A 19,873-nucleotide genomic window follows, 5' to 3' on the forward strand; every position below is an offset into this window, starting at 1 on the left:
GTCAGGACGCCCAGATCCCGGTGATGTCGGACGCGGACGCCGCGTTGCCCGCGTGCGCGCTCAGACCCTGGCCGTCCTCCAGGGTGCGCAACAGGTCGTAGTGGTCGTACGTGGTGGCCGAGGTCGAGCCGGCGGTGACCGGCTGGCCGTACAGGACCGTCGGGATGCGGTTGCCGGCCAGGCGGTTGTCCTCGTCCATGGTGACGACGAGGAGGCTGTTGTGGGTCTTGGCCCAGGTCGCGTACGCGCCCAGGTTGTTCTTCAGCCAGGTGTCACCGGTGGACACCGAGCAGTCGTGCATGTCGCTGCACAGGTTGGGGGTCACGAAGGACAGCTGGGGGAGGGTGGTGTAGTCGGTCGGGAACTGGGCGAACGTTTTTGCGGTCGAGGTCGGCACGTTGCTGAAGCCGAACCACGGGTTGTGCTTGCGCGCGTAGTTGCCGCTGCTGCACGTGGTCGAGCCCTGGCTGGGCAGGGTCTCGTTGTAGCTGGCCCAGGTGCGGCCGGCCGCGAGCTGCTCGGAGGCCAGGTTCGCCGCCGAGGAGAAGCCCGCGGTGTAGCAGCTGTCGTCGGTGATGCCCTGGGTGGAGCCGGAGAACAGGGCGAAGTAGTTGGGCTGGCTCGGGTGGGTCTCGGCGTACATCTGGGTCAGGTTGGCGCCGCCGGACGCCAGCGAGTTGATGTACGGGGCGCTGGAGGAGCCGATGACCTGGCTGTAGGCGTGGTTCTCGAAGACCACGACGATCACGTGGTCCGGGGTCGGTACGGCACTCGCGGCGTGCGCGGACGTGCCGCCGAGCCCGGTCCACAGGCCGACCGCGGCCGCGGTGAAGGCGGTGGCGGACGCCACCGCCGTACGGGTGCGGCGCAGCATCGCAGAACGTGCGGAACTGCCGGACACATCAACCTCCGGTGCTCGGGGAAGGGAGGGGTCGGTGGCGGTGCGGACTGAGCATGCACACGCCAATAATCCCCGCTCCCACCGCGTTCGGCCAGACAGGTGAAGACCGGATGAACTACTGGACCCGGCGAACCACGGGACCGGATGAACTACTCCCACTTCGTCTGGCTGAACGGCTCCCCCTTGCCGAAGCCGATGACCCTGCGTGGCCGGACCGCGAAGACCAGGGCCCGTCCCGGCCCGTGACGGAAGCAGCCGCCGTCCACCTCGTAGTGCCAGAACGGGCCGTACTTCGCCTCCCAGGCCGCCGCCAGCTCGCGCAGCCGGCCGTCGTCGGTGACGCGTACCGCCTCGCCCTCGACCGTCACGTCGTACCCCTCGGTCCAGCTGTTGGTGCCGGTCGTCAGCACGACGTGGGGGTTCCCGGCGAGGTTCGCCGCCTTCCGCTCGCCGGGGCCGGTGCCGAAGTGCAGGGCGCCGCCGTGCCACACCGCGAGCAGCGGGGTGACATGCGGGCGCCCGTCCGGGCGTACCGTCGAGATCCAGAACAGCTCGGACTCCGACAGGACCTTCTCCGCCTCGGACCAGCCGTGGGCCGAGGTGCCCTCGCTGCTGTAGCGGGCGTCCAGCACGCCCTCGGGCTCGCGCATGATGCCTCCCTGGGTTCCCTGCCGGTACAGACCACGATCCCGCCCGGAACTCATCGGCGCTCGTGACGGGGTCTGCGGTTAGGCTCGGGCGGAGACGACCTTGGTCCGGAGGGAGGCCGCGGATGACGCCGGGGCGCAGGAGCAGTACCTTCACGCGACTGCTGCGGCACGGCTTCACCGACGCCTCCGCGGCCGAGCGGCTGCTGGACAGCGCCGAGCTGGCCGCCGTACGCGATGATCCGGTGCTCCTCGAAGCCCTGGGCGCCACCGCCGACCCCGACCTCGCCCTGCACGGCCTGGTAAGGCTCCTGGAGGCCCAGCCCGGCCCCACCGCCCGCCGGGAACTGCTCGACACCCTGATAGCGGCCAAGCCGCTGCGGGACCGCCTGCTGGGCGTCCTCGGCGCCTCCGCCGCCCTCGCCGACCACCTCGCCCGGCACCCGCGCGACTGGGAGGCCCTGGTCACCTACGAGCCCCGCGACCTGCACCCGGGCGTCGCGGAGTTCGAACGCGGGCTCGCCGGGGCCGGCGACCCGGTCGCCCTCCGCGTCGCCTACCGGCGCTGCCTGCTGTCCATCGCGGCGCGTGACGTGTGCGGGACGACGGACCTCGCCCAGACCGCCGCCGAACTCGCCGACCTGGCCACCGCCACCCTGCGCGCCGCCCTCGCCCTCGCGGAGAGCGCCGCGCCCGGGGACGCCGCCGCCTGCCGGCTCGCGGTGATCGCCATGGGCAAGTGCGGCGGCCACGAGCTGAACTACGTCTCCGACGTCGACGTGATCTTCGTCGGCGAGGCCGCCGACGGCGCCGACGAGGGCAAGGCCCTGCGGTCCGCCACCAAGCTCGCCTCGCACATGATGCGGATCTGCTCCGAGACCACGGTGGAGGGGTCGATCTGGCCCGTCGACGCCAACCTCCGTCCCGAGGGCCGCAACGGCCCCCTCGTCCGCACCCTCAGCAGCCACCTCGCCTACTACCAGCGCTGGGCCAAGACCTGGGAGTTCCAGGCCCTGCTCAAGGCCCGCCCGGTCGCCGGCGACCTCGAACTCGGGCAGGAGTACGTCGCCGCGCTCGAACCCCTGGTGTGGAAGGCCGCCGAGCGCGAGAACTTCGTCGCCGACGTGCAGAAGATGCGCCGGCGCGTGGTGGAGAACATCCCGGCCGCCGAGATCGACCGCGAGCTGAAGCTCGGCCCCGGGGGCCTCAGGGACGTCGAGTTCGCCGTGCAGCTCCTCCAGCTGGTGCACGCCCGCACCGACCCGACCCTGCGCTCCGGCACCACCCTGGACGCACTCCAGGCCCTCGCCGCCGGCGGCTACGTGGGCCGCGCCGACGCCGTCCAGCTCGGCGACGCCTACCGCTTCCTGCGCTCCATGGAGCACCGCATCCAGCTCTACCGGCTGCGCCGCACCCACCTGGTCCCCGAGGACGAGGCCGACCTGCGCCGTCTCGGCCGCTCGCTGGGCCTGCGCGCCGACCCGGTGACCGAGCTGATCCGCGAGTGGAAGCAGCACACCGGCGTCGTACGGCGCCTGCACGAGAAGCTCTTCTACCGCCCGCTGCTCGACGCCTTCGCCCAACTCGCCCCCGGCGAAGCCAGGTTGAGCGCCGAAGCGGCTCGGGAACGCCTGGTGGCCCTCGGTTACGCCGACCCCGCCGCCGCCCTGCGCCACCTGGAGGCCCTCGCCTCCGGCGTCACCCGCAAGGCCGCCATCCAGCGCACCCTGCTGCCCGTCCTGCTGGGCTGGTTCGCCGACTCCGCCGACCCGGACGCGGGCCTGCTGAACTTCCGCAAGGTCTCCGACGCGCTGGGCAAGACCCCCTGGTACCTACGGCTGTTGCGCGACGAGGGCGCCGCCGCCGAGAACCTCGCCCGCGTGCTGTCCGCCGGCCGCCTCGCCCCCGACCTGCTGATGCGCGCCCCGGAGGCCGTGGCCCTGCTCGGCGACGGCGACGGGGGAGGCCTGGAGCCGCGCGGCCGGGCCCAGCTGGAGCAGGAGATCCTCGCCGCCGCCGGCCGCGCCGACAACGCCGAGGACGGGGTGCGGGCGGCACGCGGCGTGCGCCGCCGCGAGCTGTTCCGTACGGCCGCCGCCGACATCGTGGACTCCTACGGCACCGAGACCAAGCCCGCCGAGGCCGACCAGGGCGCCCTCGTCGACCGGGTCGGCGGCGCGGTCTCCGACCTGACGGCGGCGACGCTGGCGGGGACCCTGCGGGCGGTGGTCCGGGACGGCTGGGGGGACACCCTGCCCACCCGGTTCGCCGTGATCGGCATGGGCCGCTTCGGGGGACACGAGCTGGGCTATGGCTCCGACGCCGACGTCCTGTTCGTGCACGAGGCGCGGGAGGGCGTGGCCGAACGGGAGGCCGCCGACGCGGCCAACAAGGTCGTCGCCGAGATGCGCCGGCTGCTCCAGATCCCCAGCGCCGACCCGCCGTTGCTGATCGACGCGGACCTGCGCCCCGAGGGCAAGTCCGGGCCGCTGGTGCGCACGCTCAACTCCTACGAGGCGTACTACCGCCGGTGGTCGCTGGTGTGGGAGTCGCAGGCCCTGCTGCGGGCCGAACCGGTCGCCGGGGACGAGGAGCTGGGGCGCCGGTTCATCGATCTGGTCGACCCGCTGCGGTATCCGGCGGAGGGGCTGGGCGAGGACGCGGTACGGGAGATCCGGCGGCTCAAGGCCCGGATGGAGTCCGAGCGGCTGCCGCGCGGCGCCGACCCGAAACTGCACACCAAGCTGGGGCCGGGCGGGCTGTCCGACGTCGAGTGGACCGTGCAGCTGCTGCAACTGCGGCACGGCTGGGCCGAGCCGGGGCTGCGCACCACCCGGACCCGGGAGGCACTGGCCGCGGCACAGGCGGCCGGGCTGCTGGGGACCGAGGAGGCCGCGATACTGGACGAGGCATGGGTGCTGGCCACACGGGTGCGCAACGCCGTGATGCTGGTGCGCGGACGGGCCGGCGACACGTTCCCCTCCGAGAGCCGGGAGCTGGCTGCGGTCGGGCGGTACCTGGGGTACGGCGACGGGCATGCCGGGGACATGCTCGACGCGTACCGACGGACCGCGCGGCGGGCCCGGGCGGTCGTGGAGGAGCTCTTCTACGGGGCCTAGGCTCCGCTGGGGGGCGCCGACTTGCGCCGTCGTTCGTCTGCGGCGCCGTCGTGGTTGCCGGCGCAGTTCCTCGCGCCCCTTCGGGGCGCGGCTCTCGGCAGGGCGTACGGCAGCGCCCCGTACCACAGCCGGGCCACCATGAAGCCGAAGGCCAGGCAGAGGGCGCCGCCCACCGCGTCCAGCCAGAAGTGGTTGGCCGTGGCGACGATGACGAGGAGGGTGGCCGTGGGGTAGAGGAGGCCGAGGAGCCGGACCCAGGGGACCGAGGCCAGGGCGAAGATCGTCAGGCCGCACCACAGGGACCAGCCGATGTGCATGGACGGCATCGCGGCGTACTGGTTGGACATGTGCTTGAGGTCGCCGGAGGCCATCGAGCCCCAGGTGTGGTGCACCGTCACCGTGTCGACGAAGCCGCTGCCGTTCATCAGACGGGGCGGGGCGAGCGGGAACAGGTAGTAGCCGACAAGGGCCACCCCCGTGGTCGCGAAGAGGGCGAGACGGGCCGCCGCGTAGCGGCCGGGGTGGCTGCGGTAGAGCCACACCAGCACACCCAGCGTCACCACGAAGTGCAGCGTCGCGTAGTAGTAGTTCATGCCGACGATCAGCCAAGTCACCGAGTTGACGGCGTGGTTGACCGACTCCTCGGCGGCGATCCCCAGGTGGTGCTCGGCCCTCCAGATCCAGTCGGCGTTGCGCAGCGCCTGCGCCTTCTGCTCCGGGACCGCGTTGCGGATCAGCGAGTAGGTCCAGTAACTCACCGCGATCAGCAGGATCTCGAACCAGAGCCGGGGCCGGCGCGGCGTGCGCAGCCGGTGCAGGACCCGCTGGTCGCCCTCGCCCGTGACGGTCCGCGGAAGGGTCTGTTGTGCGCGACCTTCCGGCTCTGTCACGGTCGAGTCACTCATAGGCACAGAGTCTGCCAGAAAAGACGTCTCCGGCAGATCATCCCAAGGTCGGGTTCACCGTGCATGTTCTACGGCGGGGCGACTACTTCCCAGGTACTGCCGCCGTGGAACCGCGTACCACCAACTCCGGCATGAAAACGAACTCGCTGTGCGGGGCCGGGGTGCCGCCGATCTCCTCCAGCAGGGTGCGCACCGCGGCCTGGCCCATCGCCGGGACCGGCTTGCGGATGGTGGTGAGCGGCGGGTCGGTGAAGGCGATGAGGGGGGAGTCGTCGAAGCCGACCACCGAGACGTCCCGGGGGACGTCCAGGCCACGCTGGCGTACGGCCCGTATCGCGCCGAGGGCCATCATGTCGCTGGCGCACACGACCGCCGTGCAGTGGCGGTCGATCAGCGCCGTGGTGGCCGCCTGGCCGCCCTCCAGGGTGTAGAGGGAGTGCTGTACGAGCTGCGTCTCGACCGTCTCCGCGCCGAGGCCCAACTGGTCCTGCATCGCCCGTACGAACCCCTCGATCTTGCGCTGCACGGGGACGAAGCGCTTGGGGCCGAGGGCGAGCCCGATCCGGGTGTGGCCCAGGGAGACGAGGTGGGTGACGGCCAGCGTCATCGCGGCCCGGTCGTCGGGGGAGATGAACGGCGCCTGCACCTTCGGCGAGAAGCCGTCCACGAGGACGTACGGCACGCCCTGCGCCCGCAGCCGCTCGTAGCGCTGCATGTCGGCGGTCGTGTCCGCGTGCAGCCCGGAGACGTAGATGATCCCGGCGACCCCGCGGTCCACCAGCATCTCGGTCAGCTCGTCCTCCGTGGAACCGCCCGGGGTCTGGGTGGCGAGCACGGGGGTGTAGCCCTGCCGGGTCAGCGCCTGCCCGATGACCTGCGCCAGGGCCGGGAATATCGGGTTCTCCAGCTCGGGCGTGATCAGGCCCACCAGGCCCTCGCTGCGCTGCCGCAGCCGTACCGGACGCTCGTAGCCGAGGACGTCCAGGGCGGCGAGCACGGACTGGCGGGTGGTGGCGGCGACGCCCGGCTTCCCGTTCAGAACCCGGCTCACCGTCGCCTCGCTCACCCCCGCCTGCGCTGCGATGTCGGCAAGCCGTGTGGTCACGGCACTGGACTGTACCGGCCGTATGTCCCCTTGCACACCGATCGGGCGCCTGATGCGGCCTGGGGGGCGGCCCGCTGTGGGCTGCTGCGTCATCGCACTCCCTACTGAAACATGATGGCAAGAGCTTGCAGAGTCTTGCACAAGTGGCCGCCGTAGCGCTCTACCGCTGTAAACAAGCGTCTCACGGCGGTCGCCGAGAGGTCACGCCCGGATAACTTCGGAGATGTCTTGCACTTTTTTGCTGCAAGGTCTTTCGCAAGGCTTACATCGCTGTTACGTTCCCTGACGCCCGGCCGCCGCAGCAACGGCGCAGTCGGCACGACAGCGGGACGGTGGACGGGACCGCCCCCGCATCACTCGGGCTTAACCCTCAAGGAGAACTCATGCGGCGTGGCATAGCGGCCTCCGCACTGGTGGCGTCCCTCGCCCTCACGGCGACGGCGTGCGGCGGGAGCGGAAGCGACAGCAAGTCGGACGGGCCGGTCACCATCACCTGGTGGGACACCTCCAACGCCACCAACGAGTCGCCGACGTACAAGGCCCTGGTCAAGGAGTTCGAGGCCGCGAACAAGGGCATCAAGGTCAACTACGTCGACGTCCAGTTCGACCAGGCGCAGAACAAGTTCGACACGGCCGCCCAGTCCGGCAAGGGCGCCCCCGACGTGCTGCGCTCCGAGGTCGGCTGGACCCCCGCCTTCGCCAAGGCCGGCTACTTCGTGCCGCTGGACGGCACCGCCGCCCTCGCCGACAAGGACAAGTTCCAGTCCAGCCTGATCACCCAGGCCCAGTACGAGGGCAAGACCTACGGCGTCCCGCTGGTCACCGACACCCTCGCCCTCGTATACAACAAGGCGCTCTTCAAGAAGGCCGGCATCACCGCGGCTCCCACCACCTGGGACGAGGTCAAGGCCGACGCCGCCAAGATCCAGGACAAGGCCAAGACCACCGGCTACTGGGGCCCCGAGGCCGCGTACTACACCCAGCCCTTCCTCTACGGCGAGGGCACCGACATGGTCGACGCCTCCGCCAAGAAGATCACCATCACCTCGGCGGCGGCCAAGAAGGGCTACCAGACCTGGCTGGACCTCTACTCCGGCAAGGGCCTGCACAAAGCGGACGTCACCGCCGACGCCTACGCCCACCGCCAGGACGCCTTCGTCAACGGCAAGGTCGCCATGACCATCGAGGGCCCCTGGGAGATCACCAACTTCTACAAGGGCTCCGCGTTCAGCGACAAGTCCAACCTCGGCATCGCCACCGTCCCGGCCGGCTCCACCGGCAAGGCGGGCGCCCCGACCGGCGGCCACAACCTCTCCATCTACGCCGGCATCGACAAGGCCCACCAGGCCGCGGCCGAGAAGTTCGTCGCCTTCATGACCTCCGCGAAGACCCAGACGGAGATCGCCCTGAAGAACTCCACCCTGCCGACCCGCTCCGACGCCTACACCGCCGAGGTGAAGGCCGACCCGGGCATCGCCGGCTACCAGGCCGTCCTCTCCTCCGCCCAGCCGCGCCCGGCGCTCGCCGAGTACTCCTCCCTGTGGGGTCCGGTCGGCACCGAGCTGACCAAGATCGCCGGCGGCAAGGAGTCCCTGGACAAGGGCCTGAGCACCGCCGAACTCGGGATCGAGAAGCTCGTCCCCGACTTCAGCAAGTAAGCGTCGGCCGGCCGCCGGAGCGCCCCGTTCAGGGGGGAGAGCTCCGGCGGCCACCGGCCTGTGCCCAGCCCGATCCCGGAAGACCAGAAGGTGTCGAACCATGACAGTCGCCATCGACCGCGCGACCGGCAAACGCCACGGTGACCGCGCGCCCCGCCCCGGGCTGGGCCAGCGGCTGAAGAACGGCTACCAGAAGTACTGGTACGCCTACGTGATGGTCGCGCCCGTGGCCGTCGTCCTCGGGGCGCTCGTCGTCTACCCGTTGGTGTACGGCTTCTACCTGACGTTGACGGACGCCAACAGCCTCAACACCGCCCGCACCATCGGCGTCAACCACATCGACGCCACCTACAAGTTCATCGGCCTGGACAACTACAAGGACATCCTGTTCGGACCGACGTCCTACGACCGCTTCTGGTCCCACTTCCTCTGGACGATCGTCTGGACCGCGCTCTGCGTCACCCTGCACTACACGATCGGTCTCGGCCTCGCCCTGCTGCTCAACGAGAAGTTCCGCGGCCGCACCTTCTACCGCATGGTCCTGGTCCTGCCCTGGGCGGTGCCGACCTTCGTCACCGTCTTCGGCTGGCGGTTCATGCTCGCCGACGGCGGCATCGTCAACAGCACCCTGCACTTCCTGCATCTGCCACAACCCGCCTGGCTGGAGGACACCTTCTGGCAGCGGGCCGCGGCCATCCTCGTCAACACCTGGTGCGGTGTGCCGTTCATGATGCTCTCGCTGCTCGGCGGCCTCCAGTCCATCGACGGCACGCTGTACGAGGCCGCCGAGATGGACGGCGCGAGCGCCTGGCAGCGCTTCCGGTACGTCACCCTGCCGGGGCTCAGGTCCGTCAGCTCCACCGTCGTACTCCTCGGCATCATCTGGACGTTCAACCAGTTCGCCGTCATCTTCCTGCTCTTCGGCGACACCGCACCCGACGCGCAGATCCTGGTCACCTGGGCCTACTACCTCGGCTTCGGGCAGCAGCCGCGTGACTTCGCCCAGTCCGCCGCCTACGGCATGCTGCTGCTGGCCATCCTGATCGTCTTCACCTCCTTCTACCGCCGCTGGCTCAACCGCAACGACCAGCAGCTCGCGATCTGAGACAGGAGTTCCCATGAGTACGACCACTGTCCGGACCTCCGCCCAGGTCGCCGAGGAGGCCCCCGTGACGACCACCCGCCGTGTCCGCCGCAGGGACGAGCGCGGCCCGCTGGGCAGCGCCGTCATCCACGGCATCCTCGCCGTCGCGAGCCTGATCGCGTTCTTCCCGGTCGGCTGGCTGATCTTCCTGTCCCTCGGCCCGGACAAGGACGACTACCTGCACCCGAGCGGCATCTGGCACAAGATGACGCTGGACAACTACTCGTTCGTCCTCCAGCACACCGGGTTCTGGGACTGGTTCAAGACGACGATGATCGTCGTCGGCGGCACCACGGTCATCGGCCTGATCCTCGCCTCCACCACCGGCTACGCGGTCTCCCGCATGCGCTTCCCCGGCTACCGGAAGTTCATGTGGCTGCTGCTGCTCACCCAGATGTTCCCGATCGCCGTGCTGATCGTGCCGATGTACCAGATCCTGTCGCGGCTCGGCCTCATCGACAGCTACCTCGGGCTGATCCTCGTCTACTGCACCACCGTCGTGCCGTACACGGCATGGCTGCTCAAGGGCTACTTCGACACCATCCCCTTCGAGATCGACGAGGCCGGCCGGGTCGACGGGCTCTCCCCGTTCGGCACGTTCGCCCGGCTGATCCTGCCCCTTGCCAAGCCCGGCCTCGCGGTCGCCGCGTTCTACAACTTCCTCACCGCCTTCGGCGAGGTCGCCTTCGCCTCCACGTTCATGCTCAGCGACGACAAGTACACGTTCGCCGTCGGCCTGCAGAGCTTCATCAGCGAGCACGATGCGCAGCGCAACCTGATGACAGCGACGGCGGTGCTGATCGCGATACCGGTGGCCGTGTTCTTCTACCTCGTGCAGAAGAACCTGGTGACCGGCCTCACCGCCGGCGGAACCAAGGGCTGACCGTTGGTTGAGCCACGAGGGCAGTCGTTCGTCTGCGGCGCCGTCGTGGCTGGTCGCGCAGTTCCCCGCGCCCCTTCGGGGCGCTGCCCTCGGGGCGCGGGGTGGCGGCCGCGGTCTCCATCCGACCCCGCTGTGACCGCGGCCGCCTCGTCACCCCACCGCCGTATTCACCTCTGACCCGATGACCCTGTTACGACGCATCAAGGACGCCATGAGCCAGCAGCAATCCGCCGCACCGGCCCCCGCCATCGCCACCGTCGCCCGTCGCCGCGACTGGTGGCGGGACGCGGTGATCTACCAGGTCTATCCGCGCAGCTTCGCCGACAGCAACGGCGACGGGATGGGTGATCTGGAGGGCGTGCGTGCCAGACTCCCGTACCTGCGCGACCTCGGTGTCGACGCCGTCTGGCTCAGCCCGTTCTACGCCTCCCCGCAGGCCGACGCCGGCTACGACGTTGCCGACTACCGGGCCGTGGACCCCATGTTCGGCAACCTGCTGGACGCCGACGCGCTGATCCGGGACGCGCACGGGCTGGGGCTCAGGATCATCGTCGACCTGGTCCCGAACCACTCCTCCGACCAGTACGAGTGGTTCAAGCGGGCGCTGGCCGAGGGCCCGGGCTCGCCCCTGCGGGACCGCTACCACTTCCGCCCGGGCAAGGGCGAGAACGGCGAACTCCCGCCCAACGACTGGGAGTCCATCTTCGGCGGGCCGGCGTGGACGCGACTGGCCGACGGCGAGTGGTACCTCCACCTCTTCGCCCCGGAGCAGCCCGACTTCAACTGGGAACACCCGGCCGTCGGCGACGAGTTCCGCTCCATCCTGCGGTTCTGGCTGGACATGGGCGTGGACGGATTCCGTATCGACGTCGCCCACGGGCTGGTGAAGGCGGAGGGGCTGCCGGACCTCGGCGGCGCCGACCAGCTGAAGCTGCTGGGCAACGATGTCATGCCGTTCTTCGACCAGGACGGCGTGCACGAGATCTACCGGCAGTGGCGGCACGTCCTCGACGAGTACGCCGGCGAGCGTATCTTCGTCGCCGAGGCCTGGACCCCGACGGTCGAGCGCACCGCCAACTACGTCCGCCCGGACGAGCTCCACCAGGCGTTCAACTTCCAGTACCTGAGCACGGAGTGGGACGCCGCCGAGCTCCGCAAGGTCATCGACCGCACCCTGGAGGCCATGCGCCCGGTCGGCGCCCCCGCCACCTGGGTGCTGTCCAACCACGACGTCACCCGGCACGCCACCCGCTTCGCCAACCCGCCGGGACTGGGGACACAGATCCGCACGGCGGGGGACCGGGACCTCGGCCTGCGCCGGGCCAGGGCGGCCACCCTTCTCATGCTCGCGCTGCCCGGATCGGCGTACATCTACCAGGGCGAGGAGCTGGGCCTCCCGGACGTCGTGGACCTGCCCGACGAGGTCCGCCAGGACCCCGCGTACTTCCGCGGCGCCGGCCAGGACGGCTTCCGCGACGGCTGCCGGGTGCCGATCCCGTGGACGCGGGAGGGCTCGTCGTACGGCTTCGGGGCCGGGGGCAGCTGGCTGCCGCAGCCCGCGAGCTGGGGCGAGCTGAGCATCGAGGCGCAGACCGGGACGGCCGGTTCCACCCTGGAGCTGTACCGCTCCGCGCTGAGCGTGCGCCGCGCGCAGGCCGACCTCGGCGCGGGCGACGCGGTGGAGTGGCTGCGCTCCCCGGAGGGCGTCCTCGCCTTCCGGCGCGGGGAGTTCGTGTGCGTGGCGAACACCGGCGGCGAGTCCGTGACCATTCCGGCGTACGGCAGGGTGCTGCTCGCCAGCGGTGAGCTGACCGAGGCGGACGGCGAGGCGAAGCTGCCGGCCGACACCACCGTGTGGTGGACGACGGCCTGACGGGCCGTCACCCGGTAACTTCTTGCAGCAACTTCACAGGGCCCGCTACCCAACTGGGTGGCGGGCCCTTAACATCTGCGCAACCGCAAGATTTCAGCAACGTTTCTGCAAGAGCCTTCAATGGCGAAGGAACCCCACATGGCACGTAAGACCCTCTCCGCCGCACTGGCGCTGGCCGCCTGTAGCGTTGTCATGACCCCGTCCGTCGCGTCGGCCTCCCCGCCCGGCACCAAGGACGTCACCGCCGTCCTCTTCGAGTGGAACTACGGCTCGGTCGCCAAGGAGTGCACCAACACCCTGGGCCCGGCAGGCTACGGGTACGTCCAGGTCTCCCCGCCCGCCGAGCACATACAGGGCTCGCAGTGGTGGACGTCGTACCAGCCGGTCTCGTACAAGATCGCGGGCAGACTCGGTGACCGCACCTCCTTCCAGAACATGGTGAACACCTGCCACACGGCCGGTGTGAAGGTGGTCGTCGACACCGTCGTCAACCACATGTCGGCGGGCAGCGGAACCGGCACCGGCGGTTCGTCGTACACGAAGTACAACTACCCCGGCCTGTACTCCTCGTACGACTTCGACGACTGCACCTCGCTCGTCTCCGACTACGCCGACCGCTGGAACGTCCAGCACTGCGAACTCGTCGGCCTCGCCGACCTGGACACCGGCGAGGAGTACGTCCGCAAGACCATCGCCGGTTATATGAACGACCTGCTCAGCCTGGGCGTCGACGGCTTCCGGATCGACGCGGCCAAGCACATCCCGGCCGAGGACCTCGCCAACATCAAGACCCGGCTGACCAATCCGTCCGTGTACTGGAAGCAGGAGGTCATCTACGGCGCCGGCGAGGCCGTCCAGCCGACCGAGTACACCGGCAACGGGGACGTCCAGGAGTTCCGGTACGCCTACGACCTCAAGCGCGTCTTCAACGACGAGAACCTCGCCTATCTGAAGAACTACGGCGAGGGCTGGGGGTACATGAGCAGCTCGGTCGCCGGGGTCTTCGTCGACAACCACGACACCGAGCGCAACGGCTCCACGCTGAACTACAAGGACGGCGCCAACTACACCCTGGCCAACGTCTTCATGCTCGCCTACCCGTACGGCGCCCCGGACATCAACTCCGGCTACGAATGGTCGGACGCCGACGCCGGGCCGCCCAACAACGGTGTCGTCAACGCCTGCTGGCAGGACGGCTGGAAGTGCCAGCACGCCTGGCCGGAGATCATCCGCATGGTCGCCTTCCGCAACGCGGTGCGCGGCGAGTCGATGACGAACTGGTGGGACGACGGCGCCGACGCGATCGCCTTCGGGCGGGGCGCGAAGGGATACGTCGCCATCAACCACGAGTCGGGCTCCCTGACCCGGACGTACCAGACGTCACTGCCGGCCGGGACGTACTGCAACGTGCAGGCGAACACGTCGGTGACGGTCAATTCGAGCGGCCAGTTCACCGCCACCCTGGCCTCGAACACCGCCTTGGCGATCTACGCCGGGAAGTCCGCCTGCTGAGGGTCCATCCGCTGGGTGCCGATCACCGACAGCAGCCGCAGCGCCTCCTCGGACCGTGAACCCGGGGTCGCGGTGTAGATCACGACCTGCTGGTCCCGGTCGGTGATGTCGAGGGCGTCGCAGTTGACGGTGACCGGACCCACCACCGGATGCCGGAAGGTCTTGACCAGGGTGGGCTCGGCGGACACGTCGTGCGACTCCCAGAGCCGCCTGAACTCCTCGCTCCCGGCGAGGAGTTCGGCCACCAGGCCGGTCACCTCGGGCGAGTCGGGGAAACGGCCCGCCGCGGCCCGCAGGCGCTGCGCCGAGAGCCGGGCGAAGGCGTCCACGTCCGACACCCCGTACAGCCTGCTGCCCGCCGGGCGCGGGGTGAGGAAGGCGCGGCGCATGAGGTTGCGATCGCGCGGGGGCAGCGCCGAGAAGTCCTCCATGAGGGCGGCCGCCAGGTCGTTCCAGGCGAGCACCTCGAAGGTCGCGGAGGTCACGAAGGCGGCGGCCTGCGGAAGCCGGTGCAGCAGGTCGAGCAGGCTCTGCCGGACCTCGCGCGAGGGCCCGGGCGGCGGCCCCGGCGGCGCTCCGGCGAGATGGTGGAGATGCCCGCGCTCGGCGTCCGACAGCCGCAGCGCCCGCACCAGCCCGCCCAGCACCTCACGCGACGGCCGCGGCGCCCGGGCCTGCTCAAGGCGTGTGTAGTACTCCGCCGAGATGAACGCCAGCTGCGCCACCTCCTCGCGCCGCAGCCCGGGCGTGCGGCGGCGCGGGCCGTGCGGCAGTCCCACCTCGGCGGGGGAGATCCGCTCCCGCCGGCTGCGCAGGAACGCCGCGAGTTCTTGCCTGTCCACGCCACCAGTGTGCGCCGGGTGCCCGACCCCATCCAGGTACCGCCGGTGCCTGGATGAGGCCGGACGCCCGGACGCAGGCTCGAAGGCATGGAGAACACAGTGAATCCCGGTCTGCTGACCGGCAAGGTGGCGTTCATCAGCGGTGCCGGGCGCGGCATCGGCGCGGCCGCCGCCCGGCTCTTCGCCCGCGAGGGCGCCCGGGTCCTGCTGGCGGCCCGCACGGAGGAGCAGCTCAAGACCGTCACGGACGAGATCAGGGCGGCGGGCGGCAGCGCGGACTACGCGGTCTGCGACCTGGCCGACGCGGCGAGCATCCGTGCCGCCGTCGACCGCACCGTGGAGGTCTACGGCCGCCTCGACCTCGCCTTCAACAACGGCGCGACCATCCAGCACCCCGGCCCCATGGACGGACTCCCCGAGGCGGACTTCGACCACATCACCAGCGTCAACCTCAAGGGCGTCTGGCTGGCCGTGACCGCCGAGATCCGCGCCATCCGCGCCACCGCCGGCACCGGCGCCATCGTCAACAACTCCTCCGTCGGCAGCCTGCGGGCCAACCCGGTCCTGCCGGTCTACGGCGCCCTGAAACGAGCGGTCAACAGCCTCACCGAGTCAGCGGCCGTCACCTACGGCCCCGAGGGCATCCGCGTCAACGCCATCGCCCCCGGCGGCACGCTCACCGACATGGTCCGCGAATGGGAGGCGGCCACCCCCGGCGTCATCGACCGGATGAGGTCCACGACCCCCCTGGGCCGCACGGCCGACCCCGAGGAGATCGCCGAGGCCGCCGCCTGGCTCCTCAGCGACCGCGCCTCCTATGTGACGGGCACGGTGCTGCGGGTGGACGGCGGGGCGCGGGCCTAGATCACGGCGTGACGTTGATGTGCCTGGCCAGCGCGGTGACGGAGAGGTCGGCGTGGTCGACCCACTGGGGGAAGGCCAGCGTCTTGTGCTTGGTCGAGGCGGGCGGCGTGATCTCCAGGTAGGAGGCGTGCACCGCGCCCGAGGTGCCGGTGTTGGCATGGGTCCAGGCGACGACGGCCTCGGCGCTCTGGCCGTCCTTGAGGACGAGGGTCTTCTTGCCCGGGTCCTTGGCGTACCAGGTGTTGCCCCAGTGCGTGTGGGTCGTGATCGCCTTGTGCGCGGAGTTCTCCAGACCCAGGCCGGGGTAGCCGCGCAGCGCGCAGGTCTTCCCGCTCAGGTTGCGCAGCGTGATGACGACACCCTGGTGGTTCATGCCGCCGGCGAGCTGCTGGCCGAAGGTGGCCTTGAGCGCGGCGGCGGAGCAGGTGGGCGTGGCCTTGGCGGCGGCCGGAGTCGCGGCATTGGCGGTGCCCGCCCAGACGAGGCCCAGACCGGCGAGGGCGGCCGCGCCTCCGGCCAGCTTGGCGCGGCTGATCCCGCGGCGGGCACGGTGCCTGCCGGCGGACCCGGCGGCACCCAGGTCGGAGGTGTCGGAGGTGTCGGTGCGGTAGGTGTTCAGGTCTTCGTTCACGGCGACGGCGCTCCACTCGTGTCCTGCGGCACGGGGCGCGGTGTGCGCCCCGTGCCGTCCTCTGGTGCTGTACACGAGGTTCGATGCACGACACCGCGGATTTGTTCGCGCCGTGCCGCGGAATCTTTCCTGGACGCGGGACAGCTCGCCTTGCAGCTAGCTCAGCGAGAGGGATGTTTGCGGCTTTTCGTTCAAACCTGCCAAACGGGCCTTGTGGTCCGGCGAACGTCCAGAATGGGTCCTTCTTGACATACTTTTGACGATTCTCGCCGCCGTTCACTGGCTGCGATTCCCCTTGCCGCCATGGGCGGCGAGCTGGGTTTCACGCATCCGCCTCCGGAGCTGGCCGGGACTCGACGCCGAAGGGCGTCTGCGCGTGCTGTTGGTGACCGAGCCACCCGTCCGGCGGGCTCGGGCGTGAATCTCGACGGCGGCATTATGGTCGGCGTCGTCCTCGAATCCGCAGTGCACGCAGACGAAGAGTCGGCCACACCCCGGTCGTGACTCCGGATCGACCTTTCCGCAGTCGGGATTCCCGCAGGTGTTGGATGTGTGAAAGGCGGGAACCAACCTCAGTTCCGACCCGTACGTCGGGCATTTGTAGTCAAGCTGTCGACGGCGCTCGCCGGGGCAGTTGTCGAGGATCGAGCGGTTCAGCCCCGCCTTGGCCCTCACCTTGGCGCCTGGAAGTTCGGCGGTTCCGCTGGCGCTCTTCGTCATGCTCTTCACGCTCAAGTTCTCGATGCCGACGTAGCCGTGGTTCTTGGTGAGGTCGGTGGTGAGTTTGTGTGTGAAGTCTCTTCTGCGGTTGGCCTGCCGGGCCTTGATCTTCGCGATCTGCTCGATGGTGCGACGGAGCCGGTTGCTGTAGCGGCCTCCCTGGTGCTTCTTGGCGTACGCGACCTGCCGGGCCTTCTTCTGTTCGAGGTGCTTGAGCCCGGCCTTCTCGGATGCGGAGAGCGTCCGAGGCATCAGCCTCGGCTGTTCCTCCGTGGATACAAATGCCGAGGCCGCGACCCCGAAATCCACTCCGCACCCGGGCCTGTCGAGCGGCGGAGCCGGTTCGACCCCTGTGGCAACCCCGAACGAGACGTGCCGGCCGGTGCCGTTCCTGCTGATCGTGGCGTTGCGAAGCGTCCCTCCCAGGGCACGCGACAGACGAAACCGCACCCAGCCGATCTTGGGAACCTGTACTTCCGCCCAGTGCCGATTGAGTTTGCGGACTTCGACCGTCTGGCCTGGAAAAGACAAGCCCATGCGGCTGCCGCGCTTCTTGAAGCGTGGATACCCCGCAGGATGTGACGGGTTGAAGAAGTTCTCGTAGGCGAGATCCAGTTGACGCAGCACTTGCTGCCCCGCGGTGGCGGGAAGCTCCCGCAACCAGCCGATCTCGGCCCGCGCGGCCGTGAGTGACCGGCATTGCTCCACGGAACGCAGCGTCACGCCGCGCTGCTTGTAGACGTATTGACGTTGCTCCAGTGCCACGTTCCACAAAGCCCGTGCGGAGTGCCCCCATGCGGTGAGGACCTCCTCCTGCCCCGGGGTGGGGTACAGGCGGTACTTGCGTCCCCTGTCAGCTTTCATGCGACAGGATCAACGACGCCGATGCGGATCGGTCACGGCTTCGAGAGGTGCACAGATGAACGGGCTCTCGTCGACATGTTTCGACGAGAGCCCGCTCGTGGGTGTCGAGCTTGCGCGGCTACTTCCAGCTGTCGTTGGTGGTGTAGCCCGACGAAGTGCCGGTTGTGTAGGAGCGGTTGGTGCCCGATTCCCACGTCACGGTTCCGGAGCTGTCTTTTTTGATGAACTTGTACTCAAATGTGGTGCTCTTGGGGACGATCACGAGCTTGCTCCACGTCGGGTACGACGCCGAGGACAGCGGGATCGCGTCGCTCGTGTTCCAGGAGCCGAGGGAGGCGATGGAGCCGACGACGTAGACGTTGGTGCCGTAGGCGGTGGTGGCGTACTCGTTGAAGGTGACGTCCGTGGCGTCGGCGTTCGCCACGTTCCAGGAGTTGTCGAGGGAGAGCGCCGAAGTCGCGCTCGTGGCAGACCTGTTGGCGTTGGACTCCCAGGTGACGTTCCCCGAGCTGTCCTTCTTGATGTATTTGAACTGGAAGGACGTGTTGATCGGCACGTTCACCGCGCCCGACCAGATCGGGTACCCGGAGGACGACAGCTGGATCGCCTTCGAGGTGTCCCAGGAGCCCAGGGCGTCGATGGAGCCGACGACGTAGACGTTGGTGCCGGTCGTGGTGGACGCGTACTCGTTGAAGGTCGCGGTCACCGTGGAGGTGGAGCCGCCGCCGCTGCCGCCGTCGTCGCAGCCGACCGTGCAGGTGTAGGAGGAGTTGTAGAAGGCGACGGCGTCCTTCGCGGGGATCGTGATGCTCGCGTTGCCGCCGGAAACGGTGACCTTGGTGGCGCCGCCGTCGATGACGTCGGAGTAGGTGCCGTCGGCCATGCCCGTCGCGAAGGTGTAGGTGGCCGAGGACGAGCCGTTGTTGACGGCGAAGAAGCCGGCGCCGCTGCGGCCGAAGCCGATGACGGAGGACGACTTGGTCGACCAGTCGGAGACGGCGGCGCTGCCGGTCGCGTTGTGCCAGGCGACCATGCCGACGACGGCGGTGTCGCGGTCGAGGCAGTTCCAGCCGCTGGAGCAGTCGGTGTCGGTGACGAAGCCGGCGGAGTTCGGCGGTGCCTGGTCGCTCTGGGTCCACTGCCAGCTGGAGTAGACGGTCGGCGTCGACCACTTGTAGGCGAGCTGGAAGAGGTTGGCGAGCCGGTAGCTGTCGCCGTCCTTGTAGCTCATGTCGAGGCCGTTGCGCTCGGTGTCGTGGTTGGTCACGAAGGACACGGAGTTGGCGGCGGGCAGGATGCCGGACGAGGACAGCGACGCCAGGTCCGAGACATTGCCCTGGAAGGCCGACTTCATCTTGCTCGCGTAGGTGAAGTCCAGGACGTCACCGGAGCCGTAGTAGTCACTGGGCTGCGGGGTCGAGCCCGGGTAGATCTCGTCGAAGACGTACGGCGCCGCACCGGACGTCGTGTTGTTCAGCTTGGCGACGATGGCCGCCATGTCGGTGGCCGGGATGTGCTTGGCCGAGTCCACGCGGAAGCCGTCGACGCCCAGGGCGATCTGCTTGTTGAGGAAGGCCGCGAGACCCGAACGGACGTTGTCGGCGCCGGTCTTGAGGTCGGGCAGGCCCAGCAGTTCGCAGTTCTGGACCTGGGTGAGGTTGGAGTAGTCCTGGATGGTCAGGTCGGAGGTGGGGCAGTCCGCGGAGGTGTGGTAGTCGCTCGGATCCCAGTCCGGGGTGTCGTACTTGCTGGTGAGGGTGGTGCCGTCGTACCCCGTGCCGGTCTGTGCGGCCGTGTGGTTGATGACCGCGTCCGTGTAGACCTTCACCCCCGCCGCGTGGCAGGCGGAGATCATCGACGCGAACTGCGTCGCCGTCCCGAAGCGGCTGTTCAGGGTGTACGAGTACGGCTGGTAGACGTCCCACCAGTAGTAGTTGGACTGCTTGAGGGACTCGGAGGGCGGGGCGACCTGCACCGCGCCGTAGCCCGCCGGGCCGAGGATGTTCGTGCACTCGGACGCGATCGAGTTCCAGTTCCATTCCCACAGGTTGGCGATCACATCGCCCTTGGCGGTGGTGTCCGCCTGTGCGGAGGTGGCCGGCAGGGCGATCACACCCGCGAGCGCCAGGGCGCCCGCGGCGACTGCGCCGGCCGTGCGTCGGAAGACACCCGGGGGCCGGTGTCTGGTCATGTGCGGCTCCGAAG

At 69.5% G+C, this 19,873-nt stretch carries 15 protein-coding genes; 7 read left to right on the top strand and 8 right to left on the bottom strand.

What is annotated here, in order from left to right:
* Window position 1: 1 nt before the first annotated feature.
* Both KVT45_RS32035 and KVT45_RS32040 read right to left on the bottom strand, forming a co-directional pair.
* Window positions 2–874 (bottom strand): alkaline phosphatase family protein, encoded by an 873-nt coding sequence (locus KVT45_RS32035; protein ID WP_217552718.1) that lies wholly within the window; start codon window positions 872–874, stop codon window positions 2–4.
* 176 nt (window positions 875–1,050) lie between these two features.
* Entirely contained in the window at window positions 1,051–1,551 is a 501-nt protein-coding gene (locus KVT45_RS32040; RefSeq protein WP_217552642.1) for a pyridoxamine 5'-phosphate oxidase family protein, read from the bottom strand.
* A gap of 122 nt (window positions 1,552–1,673) precedes the next feature.
* Between KVT45_RS32040 and KVT45_RS32045 the strand changes: the two genes are divergently transcribed.
* Entirely contained in the window at window positions 1,674–4,667 is a 2,994-nt protein-coding gene (locus tag KVT45_RS32045; RefSeq protein ID WP_217552643.1) for a bifunctional [glutamine synthetase] adenylyltransferase/[glutamine synthetase]-adenylyl-L-tyrosine phosphorylase, read from the top strand.
* Here KVT45_RS32045 and KVT45_RS32050 read toward each other — a convergent pair.
* A complete protein-coding gene (locus KVT45_RS32050; protein WP_254647645.1) occupies window positions 4,664–5,572 on the bottom strand; it encodes a phosphatase PAP2 family protein in 909 nt (302 codons plus the stop codon). The two genes, KVT45_RS32045 and KVT45_RS32050, sit on opposite strands and share 4 nt — an antisense overlap.
* Before the next feature lie 82 nt (window positions 5,573–5,654).
* The gene (locus KVT45_RS32055; protein WP_308310921.1) at window positions 5,655–6,677 is read right to left on the bottom strand and encodes a LacI family DNA-binding transcriptional regulator; all 1,023 of its coding nucleotides are present in this window, start codon (window positions 6,675–6,677) and stop codon (window positions 5,655–5,657) included.
* A 383-nt stretch (window positions 6,678–7,060) separates the two neighbouring features.
* On the opposite strand from KVT45_RS32055, the gene KVT45_RS32060 reads away from it, so the two are divergent.
* The 5 genes from KVT45_RS32060 (at window position 7,061) to KVT45_RS32080 (ending at window position 13,747) form a co-directional block, all read left to right on the top strand.
* Window positions 7,061–8,335 (top strand): extracellular solute-binding protein, encoded by a 1,275-nt coding sequence (locus KVT45_RS32060; RefSeq protein ID WP_217552645.1) that lies wholly within the window; start codon window positions 7,061–7,063, stop codon window positions 8,333–8,335.
* A 100-nt stretch (window positions 8,336–8,435) separates the two neighbouring features.
* On the top strand, window positions 8,436–9,440 hold the full coding sequence (locus KVT45_RS32065; RefSeq protein WP_217552646.1) for a carbohydrate ABC transporter permease: 1,005 nt from the start codon (window positions 8,436–8,438) through the stop codon (window positions 9,438–9,440).
* A gap of 13 nt (window positions 9,441–9,453) precedes the next feature.
* Window positions 9,454–10,362, top strand: coding sequence for a sugar ABC transporter permease (locus tag KVT45_RS32070; protein ID WP_217552647.1), 909 nt, complete (start codon window positions 9,454–9,456; stop codon window positions 10,360–10,362).
* A 211-nt stretch (window positions 10,363–10,573) separates the two neighbouring features.
* Entirely contained in the window at window positions 10,574–12,235 is a 1,662-nt protein-coding gene (locus KVT45_RS32075; protein WP_217552648.1) for a glycoside hydrolase family 13 protein, read from the top strand.
* Window positions 12,236–12,373: 138 nt separating this feature from the next.
* Window positions 12,374–13,747 (top strand): alpha-amylase family protein, encoded by a 1,374-nt coding sequence (locus KVT45_RS32080; protein WP_217552649.1) that lies wholly within the window; start codon window positions 12,374–12,376, stop codon window positions 13,745–13,747.
* Here the strand turns inward: KVT45_RS32080 and KVT45_RS32085 are convergent.
* Window positions 13,723–14,589 carry a helix-turn-helix transcriptional regulator gene (locus KVT45_RS32085; protein ID WP_217552650.1) on the bottom strand — a complete coding sequence of 289 codons (867 nt, stop codon included), beginning with the start codon at window positions 14,587–14,589 and terminating at the stop codon, window positions 13,723–13,725. The genes KVT45_RS32080 and KVT45_RS32085 overlap by 25 nt on opposite strands.
* Window positions 14,590–14,676: 87 nt before the next feature.
* On the opposite strand from KVT45_RS32085, the gene KVT45_RS32090 reads away from it, so the two are divergent.
* Window positions 14,677–15,453 carry an SDR family NAD(P)-dependent oxidoreductase gene (locus tag KVT45_RS32090; RefSeq protein WP_217552651.1) on the top strand — a complete coding sequence of 259 codons (777 nt, stop codon included), beginning with the start codon at window positions 14,677–14,679 and terminating at the stop codon, window positions 15,451–15,453.
* 1 nt (window position 15,454) lies between these two features.
* Here KVT45_RS32090 and KVT45_RS57785 read toward each other — a convergent pair whose 3' ends face one another.
* The 3 genes from KVT45_RS57785 to KVT45_RS32105 all read right to left on the bottom strand — a co-directional run bounded on the left by KVT45_RS57785 (window position 15,455) and on the right by KVT45_RS32105 (window position 19,859).
* Window positions 15,455–16,084 carry a DUF4232 domain-containing protein gene (locus tag KVT45_RS57785; protein ID WP_308310922.1) on the bottom strand — a complete coding sequence of 210 codons (630 nt, stop codon included), beginning with the start codon at window positions 16,082–16,084 and terminating at the stop codon, window positions 15,455–15,457.
* Window positions 16,085–16,360: 276 nt separating this feature from the next.
* On the bottom strand, window positions 16,361–17,668 hold the full coding sequence (locus tag KVT45_RS32100) for a transposase (RefSeq protein ID WP_254647646.1): 1,308 nt from the start codon (window positions 17,666–17,668) through the stop codon (window positions 16,361–16,363).
* A gap of 118 nt (window positions 17,669–17,786) precedes the next feature.
* Window positions 17,787–19,859, bottom strand: coding sequence for a carbohydrate-binding module family 20 domain-containing protein (locus tag KVT45_RS32105; RefSeq protein ID WP_217552652.1), 2,073 nt, complete (start codon window positions 19,857–19,859; stop codon window positions 17,787–17,789).
* Between the last annotated feature and the right edge of the window lie 14 nt (window positions 19,860–19,873).

The sequence above is a fragment of the Streptomyces sp. GbtcB6 genome (genome assembly GCF_019091475.1).
GTDB lineage: Bacteria > Actinomycetota > Actinomycetes > Streptomycetales > Streptomycetaceae > Streptomyces > Streptomyces hyaluromycini.